The organism is Photobacterium nomapromontoriensis, assembly GCF_050336815.1.
In the GTDB taxonomy this organism is placed as follows: Bacteria; Pseudomonadota; Gammaproteobacteria; order Enterobacterales; family Vibrionaceae; genus Photobacterium; species Photobacterium nomapromontoriensis.
The window spans coordinates 1-12,535 of the sequence record NZ_JAKJSL010000038.1 but is presented as its reverse complement, the minus strand read 5'-3'; the positions used below and the strand labels follow the sequence as shown (position 1 = coordinate 12,535).

Here is a 12,535-nt window from a genome sequence, read left to right as displayed (position 1 = left end):
AGGCTTGCCATCATGGCAAGCCTTTTTATTGTCTAATAACCGAGATGATTAAATTAAACTAAACACTAATGCCGCTACCGCCAACATCCCCATCACCAAAATAAAATAGGTACTCATATGGCGACGATAAGCTTTCAGTGCTTCAACCTTAAATACCGCAATCATTGGCATCAAGAATAAGATCATCGCAATAACAGGGCCCGATAATGCTTCCATCATCCCCAGAATGCTTGGGTTCATGATTGCAGCAAACCAAATAGCAAAGAATAAGAAAGCAATACCCAGCTTATCAATTGTACTCGCAGGCAACGAAATTTGCTTTTGTAACATGCCATTCAGGCTCTCGCGCGCGCCTAGGAAGTGACCTAGGAATGAAGATGAAATCGCGATAAACGCAATCAATGGACCAAAAGCAGCAATCAATGGACTGCTATGAATATTCGCGAGATAAGACAGCACCGAGACATTTTGCAATTTAGCTTCTTGCAACTGAGCTGGCGTCAGACTCAGCACACAAGAAAATACAAAAAACAGCACAAAAACAATCAGCATGACCGAAGTACGCTTAAGGATTTGCTCAGATTTTACTCCCGCCGTTTCACCATAATAACGACGCTGAGCATGAACAAAGCTAGAAATAGCCGCCGCATGACTAAAGGCAAAGACTGTCACAGGGATAGCCAGCCACAGTGTTACCGTAAACTGTCCCCACTCTAGGCCTTGTGATAATTCCGGTAACTGCCAGGTCGGAACTAAATACAGAGACAAGCCCGCAAGGATCGCAGCCAACGGATACACAATGACTTCAAATGCTCGCAGCATGACCCGCTCGCCTGCCATCATGACCGCGATCATCAAAAAGACCAATACACCGGATAACACCACTCGAGATGGGCTTGTCCAGCCAAGCTGATTCACAATAAAGCTGTCTACCGTATTGGTCAGGCCAACACCGTAAATAAGCAAAATCGGAAAAATGGAGAGGAAGTAGAGCAAGGAGATCAAACGCCCGGCTTTAATACCAAAATGCTCTTCAACCACATCGGTAAAGTCAGCATCAGGACGAGAAGAAGACAGAACAAAACGCGCAAGACCGCGGTGAGCCAGAAAGGTCATAGGACCAGCCAGCACAGCCATAATCACCAGTGACCAAAACCCACCAATACCGATATTAATTGGCAGAAACAAAATACCCGCCCCGACCGCCGTACCGAAAAGACTCAGCATCCAACTTGTATCATGCTTGTTCCAGCGGGTTGCCTGCTGTTTTTCCAGCAAGGGCTGTACATCTTGAAATAATGACACGTAACTACCTACTTCTACCAAATATAATCGGAAGAGAGTATGCATAGGCGAAATTAAATACTCAAAGCGTCACAGGCAAACGTCTGACTCTTTGCCAATAGAGAGGATAGCTATAAAAACCAGATAAAAATCAAGTTTGCAGTGATAAATATAAAAATAGAGAGAAATCACAGGTGATCACACCAAAGTTTTATATTTTGTATTTTTCCATAAAACCAGAGAAATCGTACAATAAAACAACGCCCCTGTGATAAATCACAAGGGCGTTCCGTTTTCGCAAGGATCAATACTTGAAAGTGTATTGCAATTAATTGATTTCGATTGGCTCAAAACCTTTGATCAGATCATCCAGCTGCTTCAACTGAGCCAAGAATGGTTCTAGCTTGTCTAGTGGGAAAGCTGACGGACCATCACAACGTGCTTGATCCGGATTTGGATGCGCTTCCATAAATAGACCCGCAATACCGGTTGCCAGACCAGAACGAGCCAGATCCACGGTTTGCTCACGACGGCCACCTGATGCTGCACCATTTGCTTCACGGCACTGAAGGGCATGCGTCACATCAAAGATGATAGGACTGCCTTTTGACGCCTTCTTCATGACATCAAAGCCCAGCATATCGACGATCAAATTATCGTAACCATGCAGTACTCCGCGCTCACAAAGAATAACCTGATCATTACCGCATTCCGCAAACTTCTCAACAATGTTCCCCACTTGACCAGGGCTCATAAACTGAGGCTTCTTCACATTAATCACAGCACCCGTTTTAGCCATGGTCTGAACAAGGTCAGTCTGACGAGCCAGAAAAGCAGGAAGCTGGATAACATCCACCACATCAGCCACAGGCTGCGCTTGATGATGCTCATGAATGTCGGTGATAATTTTAACACCAAACGTATCTTTCAGCTCCTGAAAAATCTTCAGCCCTTCTTCCATACCCGGACCACGGTATGAATGAACAGATGAACGGTTTGCCTTATCGAAAGAAGCCTTGAATACGTAAGGGATGCCTAACTTGTTGGTTACTTCAACATAATGTTCACAGATCTGCATGGCTAGATCGCGAGACTCTAGCACATTCATACCGCCAAACAGGACAAACGGCTTGTCATTGGCAACGTCTATATCACCAACGCGAACAACTTTCTGTTCCATCATCATTCTCTCTTAAATTGTGTAATCACCACCAATCAGTGCAAGATCAGTGGCTCTTTGTTGAGTTCTGCGACCTGAAGCTTTAGCAATTCAGCGGCTGGGTCTTCAGGGCATTGTTCGATAAAGTAGGCATAGTCAGATGCCGCAGCATGGCTACAGTCCAGCTGCTGATAAATATAGCCACGATCGCGAATTTCATGTGGGTCACCAGGACGAAATGCACCTAACACCACATCACTGCAACGTAAGGCTTCTGTAAAGTGTCCCTCTCTTAGCAAAGCACTTTTCATCACGGTCAACCAACGGGCAAGAATATCGACGTTACCTGCAGCATTAAAATACTCACTGCGAAGCTCGGTAAATGGCCCACGATGGCCTTTCAACCAAGCCCCCATCACACGCTTACTGAGGTACTCTCCGTCAAACGGATTAATGTACTGAGTTTCGCTGTCAAACCACTCAACTTTTAGAATAAATTGAGTAGGAAACCCCACACCGGTCACAGGTAACTCAAGCCGTTGAGCCAAAAATAGAAACAGCGCTCCAAGACTAACTGGGATCCCTTTTTTACGCTCTAATACTTTATCAAGGTAGATATTATCCGATGAATAATATTCTTCGTGATCCCCAATAAATCCCCATTCGCGGTAAAACAGGCGCAGTAGCCCTTCCAACCGTAAATGGACATTAGGCTCATGCATCAACCGCTGCTCTGCTTCTTGAGCGAGACGCGCAAGCTGGATCCGGACCCAACTTGAGGGGAACCCAGGCTCAACGGCGGCCGTCATTTCTAACGCCCCTTCAACCAGGGGCATCGCTTCCAGTTCTTGTTCAGTAAAAGCTAACATGATTATCCCAGAAACGGTGTTTTAGTCATGGCGATTTTGGCAGCAGCCATTACCCAGCCCAACGCACCAAAAAATGCAAACGTTTTAAATACCTTATTACTGCCAATTTTCAACGTAAAATAAGCGAGCGCAATATAAGCTAATACACAGCTAAGCTTTTGGGTTAACCAGCTCCCAGCTTCCGTAAAAGGCATAAAACCGGTAATGAAAATCAATGCCACACCGGTCAACAGCATCACCGTATCAACGACGTGCGGAGTGATTTTAAGAAACTTTTTCTCATTGAAGGTCGAATTGGCCATCATCAGGACATAACGCACCACAAATAGCAGTACACTCAACGCAATCGCAATAAGATGTAGATGTTTAACAGTGGTATACATTTTTCCTCGTCTCTCTATCCTTGCCAGCAGCCCATTGTCACACGATCTAGACCCGCATAATCCTGTGCTGTTGATACCTGTTGGTATCCTAGCGTTAATAAAATTGAACGTACCGCGTCACCCTGCTCGAAACCATGTTCCATTAAAAGCCATCCACCATCCTGAAGATGAACTCGGCCCTGCTCACTAATAATGCGGATATCGGACAAACCATTCTCATCCGCTACCAGCGCACTTTTGGGTTCAAATCGCACATCCCCTTGAGATAGATGAGGGTCCTCCTCATCAATATAAGGAGGATTACTGACAATAACAGCAAAAAGCTCATCAGCCACTAATGGACAATACCAACTGCCAGACAGAAAACGGGCATTGGGAATGTGCAAGTTAACACGGTTTTCTTCCGCTAAAGCGGCAGCTTCAGGACGAAGGTCAATCCCCGTCACTGAAATATCACGGCGTTCAGAAGCAATGGCTAGCGCAATAGCACCGGTACCCGTACCTAAATCCAGCACCTTACAGGCTTTCGCAGGGATCTTATCCAGCGCTAATTCCACTAGGCGTTCGGTATCCGGCCGAGGGATCAATGTATGTGGCGCCACCTTTAACGGCAACGACCAAAACTCACGCTCACCCACGATATACGCCACGGGTTCCCCGTTAATACGTCGAGCCAGCAACGCATCAAATGCGCTAAGTAGCTGCGCATCTAGCATTTTTTCTGGCCAGGTCAGCAAATAGCTGCGTGGCTTGTCGAGCACATGACACAACAATACAGCGGCATCAAGGTGCGGGCTGTCAGAACCCGCCACATTTAACAGCTCAACCGCTCGCTTTAGCTGAGCGTCAATCGACTGTGACATTAGTTTTGCTCAGCCATCGCGGCTAACTGATCGGCCTGGTATTCTTGAAGAACCGGTTGGATCAGGCTATTCATATCGCCTTCCATCACCTCGTTCAGACGGTAGATAGTCAGGTTGATACGGTGATCCGACACACGGCCTTGTGGGTAGTTATAAGTACGAATACGGTCAGAACGATCACCCGAACCTAGCAGATTACGACGTGTACTCGCTTCTGCTTCGTGACGACGTTCTTCTTCTGCTTTAATAATACGAGCCGCTAGCACAGACATAGCTTTCGCCTTGTTTTTGTGCTGTGAACGCTCATCCTGACACTCTACAACCGTACCTGTTGGTAAGTGAGTAATACGAATGGCAGAATCGGTGGTGTTAACGTGCTGACCACCCGCGCCTGATGCACGGAATGTGTCAATTTTCAAATCTGACGCTTTGATTTCTGGAAGATCCGCTTCTGGGATCTCTGCCATTACAGCAACAGTACATGCCGATGTATGTACACGACCCTGTGATTCTGTCGCCGGTACACGCTGAACACGGTGACCACCCGATTCAAACTTTAAAATACCGTAAGCACCGTCGCCGTTTACTTTCGCGATCATTTCTTTATAGCCGCCTTGCTCGGAGCGGTTTTCACTGATCACTTCCATACGCCAGCCCTGACGTTCAGCAAATCGACTGTACATACGGAATAGATCACCAGCAAAAATACCCGCTTCGTCACCACCAGCACCAGCACGGATTTCCACGAAACAGTTACGTTCATCATTCGGATCTTTCGGGATCAGTAGAACTTGAAGTTCGTCTTCCAGACGTTCGATCTCTGCTTTTGCTTCCTTCACTTCTTCCTGCGCCATTTCACGCATTTCAGGATCGTCTTCATTGGCCATCTCCTCGGCCGTCGCCAAGTCTTCCTGAGCTTGTTGATAAGCTTTGAAGCACTGGGTCACTTCCTCCAGTTGTGAATATTCACGGGAAAGCGCACGGAACTTGTCCTGATCGCCAATCACCCCTGGATCACTCAGCAGGTGCTGGACTTCTTCATAACGCTCAACCAGCGTTTCTAATTTCACTAAAATTGAAGGTTTCATATTGATTTCTACTGTGTTCCACTATGGGCAGAGAACGCTTCCCTGCCTGATTTAATGTTTAATGACATCAAGCCCAACGGTTTCACGGATCACTGCCAGTTTTTCTGGCTCCCCCTGATGAGCAGCCTGCTGCATCGCCCGGGTAGGCGCATGAATCAATTTATTGGTCAATTTATTACTCAACTCAATCAAGAGCTTCTCTGGATCCCCACCATTGGCGAGCGCTTGCAGACTACGCGCCAACATATCGGATTTCATCTCATCCGCCTGACAACGATACTGGCGGATACTGTCAACCGCCTCCAGTGAACGCGCCCAACTCATAAAGGCGGCACTCTCTTCACTGACTATCGCTTCAGCCTGAATCGCCTCCGTCTTCCGCTGCTCACGGTTTTTCTCGACGATACTATGCAGATCGTCCACGCTATACAGGTAAACATCACTCAGTTCACCGACCTCTTGCTCAATATCTCGAGGAACCGCGATATCGACCAGCAGCATCGGCTGATAACGACGCGCTTTTATGGCCTTCTCTACCATCCCTTTACCAATTATCGGCAACGGGCTTGCGGTAGAACTGATCACAATATCAGCTCGACTCAGATAATCAGGGATCTCCGGTAAACTGATCACCTCTGCACCAAATTCCCGGGCTAAATTTTCGGCCCGTTCTTTAGTACGGTTGGCAACAATAAGGCGATTACAGCCCTGCTCAACCAAATGCCGGGAAACCAGTTCTATTGTTTCTCCCGCCCCAACCAATAGCACGGTCGCATCAGATAATGATTCAAAAATTTGTTTTGCTAATGTGCAGGCTGCAAATGCTACCGAGACCGCATTTCCTCCAATGTCGGTCTCGGTACGTACTCGCTTCGCCACAGTAAATGTTTTATGGAACAGCTTTTCCAGTAGACCATGAATGATCTGGTTTTCCCGGGAATCAGAGTAAGACTGCTTAACCTGTCCAAGGATCTGCGGCTCCCCTAAAACCAACGAGTCAAGGCCACAAGAGACCCGCATCAGGTGGCGAACTGCCGCCTGTTCTTCATGGAAATACAGACTTGGCATCAGTTCTTCCGCACTGATGTCGTGAAATGTCGTAAGCCAATCGATCAAAATGCCCGGCCCCGGCTGAGTGATATCGCAATACAACTCAGTCCGATTACAGGTAGAGACAATTACCCCGCTATGAATGTCAGGGTGAGCCTCTAACTGGCTTAGTGCCAGCTTCATCTTTTCAGGCGAAAACGCAACCCGTTCACGCAAGTCCACGGAGGCTGTTTTATGGTTGATTCCTAGTGCAAGCAATGTCATGGAGACGGTGTACCACTTCGCCGAAGAAAAAAGATTTAAGGGCGGATTTTACTTGATGCCCCAACTTAATAAAAGAACGCAAACCTAATCAATATGGCATAACTCCGCAAATAATAGGTTTTCATTCTCTATAATGCGAAATAATAACCTAAGAAAAACACTTATTTTTCAGTATGAAGATGTTGGAAATCTCTTCATTTTACCGCTATTGTTTGCCAACACACCTCAACAAGAAGTAATGCGATGATGTCATTTCCCCGGCCAACTTTTCGACCAATACCAAGACAGAATAGACGTCTCATTATCGCCCTATCCCTTATGTTATCTATATTGGCTGGATGTGCTACTCAACCAGATCCCCATAATCAAACAGATTGGGAAAGCCACCAACAAGCACTCACCCAGCTTGAAAAATATCAAGCAAAGGGAAAAATGGGCTATAAGGGCAGTCAGCGATTTGGCGCAAATCTTTTCTGGCAAACATCTCCGAATCAAGACCATTTATTATTAACCAATTTCCTTGGCGGCACTCTGCTCAAATTGAATGCCAGCCCAACGCGAGTCACCTTGATCAACAATGAAGGGCAAACCTTTCAAGGCACCGATGCGGCCAAACTGGTACAGCAATTAACCGGGATTGACCTCCCTGTTGATCAAATGCGCGACTGGTTAATTGGATTGCCTACCGCGGCAGATACTTACCAGCTCAATAACGAAGGACGAGTCGGTTATCTGGCTAAGCAAATTAATGACAAGCTATGGCAACTTGATTACAACGAGTATGATTACTCCGTCTCCCCAGCTCTGCCAAAGCGGATGGTATTGAGTACAACAGGTATCAATATCACCCTTATCATCAATAACTGGTCTATCAATTAGAGCGTATTATGATCACCCGCACAACCCAATGGCCTGCACCGGCCAAACTCAACTTATTCCTGTATATCACCGGACGCCGTGCCGATGGTTACCATGAGCTACAAACCCTGTTTCAGTTTCTCGATCACAGCGATACCCTGACTATCACGGCTAACACCAGTAATGATATTCAGATTATGCCCGCCATCGATGGTGTCGCCACTGAAGATAACCTGATCTACCGAGCAGCAGACAGCCTCCGTCGAAAAGCCGGAATAACAGCGGGCGCTGATATCCATCTTGACAAAATACTACCAATGGGTGGTGGTCTTGGTGGCGGTTCATCGGATGCGGCCACCACCTTGGTTGCCCTGAATTATTTGTGGCAAACTCAGCTCAGTATCGATGAATTAGCCGAACTGGGGCTTGCCTTAGGTGCCGATGTACCTGTTTTTGTCCGCGGTTTTAGCGCATTTGCCGAAGGGGTTGGAGAAAAACTGCAACCAGCAGAGCCTCAAGAGAAGTGGTTTTTAGTGGTAAAACCCGAGGCGCATATCGCAACCGTTGATATATTCACCCATCCAGGACTGAAACGAAACAGCAAAAAAAGACCATTAAATGCACTATTGGCGGGGTTTTACGAAAACGATTGCGAAAAAATCGTCAGATCACTGCACCCCGAGGTTGATAAGGCACTTTCGTGGCTGTTAGAATATGCGCCGTCAAGATTGACTGGCACAGGCGCTTGTGTGTTTGCTGAATTTAACACCGAGCAAGAAGCCATTGCCATACTGAATACATTACCTAACTGGCTCCCAGGATTTGTCGCAAAAGGTGTCAACACTTCTCCTCTTTTGACAGCCTTGACCACACATTCTATGGATTGTCAGTAACTACAACTTGGACGCAACCTGAGGTTTCCACCGTGCCTGATATGAAGCTGTTTGCTGGTAACGCGACACCAGAACTAGCGCAACGCATTGCTGATCGTCTTTACATTTCACTGGGAGACGCAACAGTTAACCGTTTTTCCGACGGTGAAGTCTGTGTTCAGATCAATGAAAATGTTCGTGGTAGCGACGTATTCATTATTCAATCTACTTGTGCACCGACAAACGACAACCTAATGGAACTGGTTGTTATGATCGATGCTCTACGCCGTGCTTCTGCTGGCCGTATCACCGCTGTAATCCCTTACTTCGGTTATGCTCGCCAAGACCGCCGCGTCCGTTCTGCCCGTGTGCCAATTACTGCGAAAGTGGTTGCTGACTTCCTGTCTAACGTTGGTGTTGACCGCGTACTGACCGTTGATCTGCACGCAGAACAAATTCAAGGCTTCTTCGATGTGCCTGTTGATAACGTATTCGGCAGTCCTGTACTGTTGGAAGACATGCTAGCGAAGAACTTGGAAGATCCAGTCGTTGTATCTCCAGATATCGGCGGTGTTGTACGTGCTCGTGCTATTGCCAAACTACTGGATGACACTGATATCGCCATTATCGACAAGCGCCGTCCACGTGCTAACGTTTCTCAGGTTATGCACCTGATTGGTGACGTTGAAGGCCGTGACTGCATCATTGTTGATGACATGATCGATACTGGTGGCACACTGTGCAAAGCGGCGGAAGCGCTAAAAGAGCGTGGTGCAAAACGTGTATTTGCTTACGCGACTCACCCTGTATTCTCTGGTAATGCGCCTCAGAACATTCGTGAATCAGTGATTGATGAAGTGATCGTAACCGACTCTATCCCATTAACGAAAGAAATCATGGATACGGGTAAAGTTTCTGTGCTGACCCTATCAGGCATGCTAGCGGAAGCTATTCGCCGCATCAGCAACGAAGAGTCAATCTCAGCAATGTTCCACTAATTGCTGCGTAACCCCAGATTGCCAACGCCCCGCCCTGTGCGGGGCGTTTTTCGTTATTGTCTTTAATCACGGTATAAGACCGACAGAGATCCAAACAGTGACGTGGGGTTAAGATATCAATTTCACCGAGTTTGGTATAACATAGCGCGCGTTTTAAGCCCCTAAGACTTGAGAGACTAGCGTGAGTAATAACATTCGCCTATTAGTCGGCCTGGCCAATCCCGGTGCCGAGTATGCTAAAACCCGCCATAATGCGGGCGCATGGGTGGTCGAAGAACTGGCCCGTGTACATAATATTAGCTTACGAGAAGAATCGAAATACTTTGGCCAAACAGGCCGGATCGTGGCCAACGGTCAAGATCTTCGCTTATTGATCCCTTCCACGTACATGAACTTATCAGGCAAGTCCGTGGCAGCGCTGGCGAATTTCTTTCAGATCAAGCCAGAAGAAATCTTAGTGGCACATGATGAGCTCGACCTTCCGCCAGGCGTCGCCAAATTTAAAAAAGGCGGCGGTCACGGTGGGCACAATGGCCTGCGCGATATCATCAGCAAAATGGGCAACAACAAAGACTTCTATCGCTTACGGATTGGCATTGGCCACCCTGGCGATAAGAACAAAGTTGCCGGCTTTGTGCTGGGTAAAGCCCCAGCCAAAGAGCAAGACAATATCGATGCCGCTGTTGATGAAGCAGTACGTTGTATGGATATTTTGCTAAAAGATGGCTTAAGTAAAGCGCAAAACCGACTACATTCATTCAAAGCTGAATAATTGTAGCCAATCACGACATATTCTTTGCGGCAGTTATACTGCCGGAATGTATCACCGAAAATTACCAAAAGGGTTTAACACCATGGGTTTTAAATGCGGAATCGTCGGCCTGCCAAACGTCGGCAAGTCAACACTGTTCAATGCCTTAACTAAAGCTGGTATCGAAGCAGCTAACTTCCCATTCTGTACGATTGAACCAAACACAGGCGTTGTTCCTGTACCGGATCCACGTATGGATGCATTAGCAGTATTCGTTAAACCAGAACGTATTCTGCCAACTACCATGGAATTTGTAGATATCGCGGGCCTTGTTGCTGGCGCATCAAAAGGTGAAGGTCTAGGTAACAAATTCCTAGCAAACATTCGCGAAACGGATGCTATTGGTCACGTTGTTCGTTGTTTTGAAAATGACAACATTGTTCACGTTGCTGGTCGTATTGATCCTCTTGAAGATATCGATATCATCAACCTTGAACTCGCAATGGCTGACTTAGATACATGTGAGCGTGCTATTTTCCGCCTAGCTAAACGTGCAAAAGGTGGTGATAACGATGCAAAATTCGAAATCAAAGTCCTAGAAAAAATGCTGCCAGTATTAACTGACGGTGGCATGGCGCGTTCTATCGAACTAAGCAAAGAAGAAGCAGCAGCGATAAGCTACCTGAACTTCCTGACACTTAAACCGACCATGTATATTGCTAACGTTAATGAAGAGGGCTTCGAAAATAACCCATTCCTTGACAAAGTAACGGCACGCGCAGCAGAAGAAAATGCAATCGTTGTTCCAATCTGTGCATCGATGGAATCAGAAATCGCAGAGCTTGATGATGAAGACCGCGAAGAATTCCTCGCTGACATGGGGATCGAAGAACCAGGTCTTAACCGTGTTATTCGTTCTGGCTATGAGCTGTTATCACTACAGACTTACTTCACCGCAGGTGTTAAAGAAGTACGTGCATGGACTATCCCTGTGGGTGCAACTGCACCAAAAGCAGCTGGCGTAATCCACACTGATTTCGAAAAAGGCTTTATCCGTGCTGAAGTTATTGGTTACGATGACTACATCACATGTGGCGGTGAATCTGCCGCGAAGGATGCGGGTAAATGGCGTCTTGAAGGTAAAGATTACATCGTTAAAGACGGTGATGTGGTTCACTTCCGTTTCAACGTATAAATTTATCACCCGATAGAGGTGATAAATTAAACACATTCTAAGAAGCCAGCATTGATGCTGGCTTCTTTTTTATCCTCTGCGCCATTCCTGGAGCAACACTCAATATAATATTGCACCTAACTCGCTACCCACCACTCACCGTAAAAAACGCCACCTCCGCATGGCATTCGCCCAGTTCGTCCAAATATGCATCGAACAAACAGCTTTTCTCGTGATATTTAAAAAAACTGTTGACGCTTTTGGCTGGTATGAGCATAATGCGCCCCGTTCCCAAGACAGCGACCCACACGGTAAGCGGCTTGGAAAACAACAATATGGCTACGTAGCTCAGTTGGTTAGAGCACATCACTCATAATGATGGGGTCACAGGTTCGAATCCCGTCGTAGCCACCATCACCCTTGAAAGGGACGATGATAACTGTTTAAATACAGTGAAAATGCGGAAGTGGCGAAATTGGTAGACGCACCAGATTTAGGTTCTGGCGCCGCAAGGTGTGAGAGTTCAAGTCTCTCCTTCCGCACCATTCTCTCAATTGAGAGCAGCTTTGAAGAAAAGCAATCTGCAGGTCTATCGCCAAGCGGTAAGGCAGCGGCTTTTGATGCCGCCATTCCCTGGTTCGAATCCAGGTAGACCTGCCACTTTTATTGGTGTTGATTATCATGTATAGTCAGCAACCCATAATGGCTACGTAGCTCAGTTGGTTAGAGCACATCACTCATAATGATGGGGTCACAGGTTCGAATCCCGTCGTAGCCACCATTATCCTTTAAATAGGGTAATACAATGCGGAAGTGGCGAAATTGGTAGACGCACCAGATTTAGGTTCTGGCGCCGCAAGGTGTGAGAGTTCAAGTCTCTCCTTCCGCACCATTCTCTCTCTAGAGAGATCTTCAAGTCAGG

12 protein-coding genes and 5 tRNA genes are annotated in these 12,535 nt (G+C 46.8%); 10 read left to right on the top strand and 7 right to left on the bottom strand.

Translation table 11 applies throughout. From position 1 onward, the window contains the following. Nucleotides 1-48 precede the first annotated feature (48 nt). The 7 genes from L4D12_RS16330 to hemA form a co-directional block, all read right to left on the bottom strand. Nucleotides 49-1,305: an SLC5/6 family protein gene (locus L4D12_RS16330; protein WP_428448912.1), complete on the bottom strand. Its 1,257-nt coding sequence runs from the start codon at nt 1,303-1,305 to the stop codon at nt 49-51. 307 nt (nt 1,306-1,612) lie between these two features. Beyond that, entirely contained in the window at nt 1,613-2,467 is an 855-nt protein-coding gene (kdsA, locus tag L4D12_RS16325; RefSeq protein WP_428448963.1) for a 3-deoxy-8-phosphooctulonate synthase, read from the bottom strand. Nucleotides 2,468-2,499: 32 nt separating this feature from the next. After that, nucleotides 2,500-3,312 (bottom strand): SirB1 family protein, encoded by an 813-nt coding sequence (locus L4D12_RS16320; RefSeq protein ID WP_428448911.1) that lies wholly within the window; start codon nt 3,310-3,312, stop codon nt 2,500-2,502. Nucleotides 3,313-3,314: 2 nt separating this feature from the next. Further along, complete coding sequence (locus tag L4D12_RS16315) at nt 3,315-3,695, bottom strand: SirB2 family protein (protein WP_428448910.1); 381 nt, start codon at nt 3,693-3,695, stop codon at nt 3,315-3,317. A gap of 14 nt (nt 3,696-3,709) precedes the next feature. After that, a complete protein-coding gene (prmC, locus tag L4D12_RS16310) occupies nt 3,710-4,558 on the bottom strand; it encodes a peptide chain release factor N(5)-glutamine methyltransferase (protein WP_428448909.1) in 849 nt (282 codons plus the stop codon). Beyond that, on the bottom strand, nt 4,558-5,646 hold the full coding sequence (gene prfA / locus L4D12_RS16305; RefSeq protein WP_428448908.1) for a peptide chain release factor 1: 1,089 nt from the start codon (nt 5,644-5,646) through the stop codon (nt 4,558-4,560). Before prfA ends, prmC begins: the two co-directional genes overlap by 1 nt. 51 nt (nt 5,647-5,697) lie before the next feature. Continuing rightward, nucleotides 5,698-6,960, bottom strand: coding sequence for a glutamyl-tRNA reductase (gene hemA, locus L4D12_RS16300; protein WP_428448907.1), 1,263 nt, complete (start codon nt 6,958-6,960; stop codon nt 5,698-5,700). Nucleotides 6,961-7,203: 243 nt separating this feature from the next. On the opposite strand from hemA, the gene lolB reads away from it, so the two are divergent. From lolB to L4D12_RS16250, 10 genes are all read left to right on the top strand, one after another. Next, nucleotides 7,204-7,839: a lipoprotein insertase outer membrane protein LolB gene (gene lolB / locus L4D12_RS16295; RefSeq protein WP_428448906.1), complete on the top strand. Its 636-nt coding sequence runs from the start codon at nt 7,204-7,206 to the stop codon at nt 7,837-7,839. An 8-nt stretch (nt 7,840-7,847) separates the two neighbouring features. Beyond that, nucleotides 7,848-8,711 (top strand): 4-(cytidine 5'-diphospho)-2-C-methyl-D-erythritol kinase, encoded by an 864-nt coding sequence (gene ispE / locus L4D12_RS16290; protein ID WP_428448905.1) that lies wholly within the window; start codon nt 7,848-7,850, stop codon nt 8,709-8,711. A 32-nt stretch (nt 8,712-8,743) separates the two neighbouring features. Further along, entirely contained in the window at nt 8,744-9,688 is a 945-nt protein-coding gene (locus L4D12_RS16285) for a ribose-phosphate pyrophosphokinase (RefSeq protein WP_428448904.1), read from the top strand. A 181-nt stretch (nt 9,689-9,869) separates the two neighbouring features. Then, nucleotides 9,870-10,460, top strand: a complete 591-nt coding sequence (gene pth / locus L4D12_RS16280; protein WP_428448903.1) for an aminoacyl-tRNA hydrolase — start codon at nt 9,870-9,872, stop codon at nt 10,458-10,460. Between the two features lie 82 nt (nt 10,461-10,542). Next, nucleotides 10,543-11,634, top strand: a complete 1,092-nt coding sequence (gene ychF, locus L4D12_RS16275) for a redox-regulated ATPase YchF (protein WP_428448902.1) — start codon at nt 10,543-10,545, stop codon at nt 11,632-11,634. 316 nt (nt 11,635-11,950) lie between these two features. Further along, a tRNA-Met gene (locus tag L4D12_RS16270) sits at nt 11,951-12,027 on the top strand. Nucleotides 12,028-12,073: 46 nt separating this feature from the next. Continuing rightward, nucleotides 12,074-12,158 (top strand) — tRNA-Leu (locus L4D12_RS16265). 40 nt (nt 12,159-12,198) lie between these two features. Beyond that, nucleotides 12,199-12,273: transfer RNA gene (locus L4D12_RS16260), tRNA-Gln, on the top strand. 44 nt (nt 12,274-12,317) lie between these two features. After that, a tRNA-Met gene (locus L4D12_RS16255) sits at nt 12,318-12,394 on the top strand. Nucleotides 12,395-12,420: 26 nt separating this feature from the next. Beyond that, a tRNA-Leu gene (locus tag L4D12_RS16250) sits at nt 12,421-12,505 on the top strand. The last annotated feature ends 30 nt before the right edge of the window (nt 12,506-12,535 follow it).